This is a genomic window from Streptomyces alkaliphilus, from assembly GCF_014141535.1.
GTDB classification, from domain to species: domain Bacteria; phylum Actinomycetota; class Actinomycetes; order Streptomycetales; family Streptomycetaceae; genus Streptomyces; species Streptomyces alkaliphilus.
In genome coordinates, this window is the sequence record NZ_VKHT01001025.1 from 1 (window position 1) to 1725 (window position 1725).

Annotated in this window: 2 protein-coding genes; both read right to left on the bottom strand. The window is 73.7% G+C overall.

Annotated features, from left to right (window positions below; all coding sequences use genetic code 11):
* Positions 1 to 487 (bottom strand): HGGxSTG domain-containing protein (locus FNQ90_RS28545; protein WP_323380120.1); only part of this gene is annotated, 487 nt, incomplete at its 3' end.
* Positions 484 to 1686 (bottom strand): GDSL-type esterase/lipase family protein, encoded by a 1203-nt coding sequence (locus tag FNQ90_RS22100; RefSeq protein WP_182607961.1) that lies wholly within the window; start codon positions 1684 to 1686, stop codon positions 484 to 486. The genes FNQ90_RS28545 and FNQ90_RS22100, both read right to left, overlap by 4 nt.
* Positions 1687 to 1725 lie beyond the last annotated feature (39 nt).

Here is a 1725-nt window from a genome sequence, read left to right on the forward strand (position 1 = left end):
CTCCTGCTCCTCCCCCACCGCCCGGGGAAGGGCTGAGGGGTCGTCCAACCTCGAGGACATCGCCTCGCGGTGAGCGGACCGCCGGGGGCCGGCCGCCCCCCGGAAAGGAATAGGGACGCTCCCCGGCGCGCTCAACGCTTCCGGCGTGCCCGTGGCTTCCCCTCGGCCTCCCTCTTCGCCGGTTGACGGTGTAGGACGTCCACTCCCCCTGGTGCAGCTCGCACCGCGACGTCCCCTTCATCGCCGGCTTCCGACAGCGACTCCCCGCCTTCGTCTTCGCGCCGCATCCCGGCTGTTCGCCCACTCCATCCGCCTCTCCCCGGCACCGTGCCCACCATGGCGCGGCCCGATCCCCCCGGGAGGCGCACGCCCCGGGGATCCCGGGGCACCGGGGCGCATTCACCGCATTGGATCGCCCCCGACTCCAGGCCTCTCTCCCGACGACGCCCGAGGACCCGAGGAGAGGCCCCGGCGAAGGGGCGATCACCGGGGCAACCGGCCCCTGGATGGCGCGAAGGGGCCGTCGCCGGTGAAGACCAGGTCGGCGAAGCGCTCGCCCATGCGGCGATGGGTGGCCGCGTCGGGGTGGAGTTCGTCGGGCAGCGGGAGTTCGGCGACATCGTCCGCCCCGTAGAGCAGGCGACCGTCGAGATGGTGCAGGTTCGGGTCCTCGGCCGCACGCCGCTCGACGATCCGGGACAGCTCCTCGCGGATGACGTTCAGCGTCAGCTTCCCGGCGGCGCGCTCGGCCGGGTCCCCCGTGGCGCGCATGCGCACCCTGCCGACGGCGAACGCGGCCTCGTCGAAGGCCGAGGGGCCGGGCGTGTCCTCGTGGATGGGGCACAGGACGGGGGAGACGACCAGGAGCGGCGTGGTGGGGTGCCCGTCGCGGATGGTGTCGAGGAAGCCGTGCACCGCCGGGATGAAGGCACGCAGCCGCATCAGGTCGGTGTTGACCGGGTTGATGCCCACCTTGAGGCTGACCAGGTCAGCCGGGAGGTCCCGCATCGTGCGGGCGGTGAACGGGTCGAGCAGCGCGCCCCCGCCGAAGCCGAGGTTGATCAGCTCCACCCCGCCCCGGGCGGCGGCGAGGGCGGGCCAGGTGGTGGTGGGGCCCGCCGCGTCGGAACCCTGGCTGATCGAGCTGCCGTGGTGCAGCCACACCCGGCGCCCCCGGTCCGGGAGCGGCTCCACGGGGGCGTCGGTGCGCAGGGCCACCAGCTCGGTGATCTCGTTGAACGGGAGCCACAGCTCGATGTCCTTGACCCCGTCGGGCAGGTCGGTGAAGCGCAGCGTGCCGACCGGCCCGGGCTCGAACTCGGGTTCGGTGGCCCCGGTGACCGTGTCGAGGATCAGGACGTTCCCGCCGGCGACGCTTCCCCGGGCGGTGAGGCGGCCGTCGACCAGCAGGTCGTACACGCCGTCCGGGCGGGGCGGGACCCCCCGGTACGCCCGCCTGGTGGGCAGCGCGTCCAGCTCCACGGTGCTCGCCCGGGTGCGGAACACCAGCCGTACCCCGGAGGGTTGGGACTCCGCCATCAACAACTGCCCGTCGGCGCCCCGGGCACGGGCGGCGGCGGGCAGCCGGTGCGGCAGCACCCCGCGTTCGGTGCGTTCCAACTCCACGGCTCCGCGCACCAGGTCGGCGGTGATGGGGGTGGTGATCAGGGGATACTCGTCGCTCATGGTCCGTTTCCGTACTGGCCGTGTTTCCTGTGCGGGGCG

Coding starts and splice junctions, on each gene's coding strand:
- FNQ90_RS22100 (WP_182607961.1), bottom strand. CDS start 1,686: ATGAGCGACGAGTATCCCCTGATCACCACCCCCATCACCGCCGACCTG.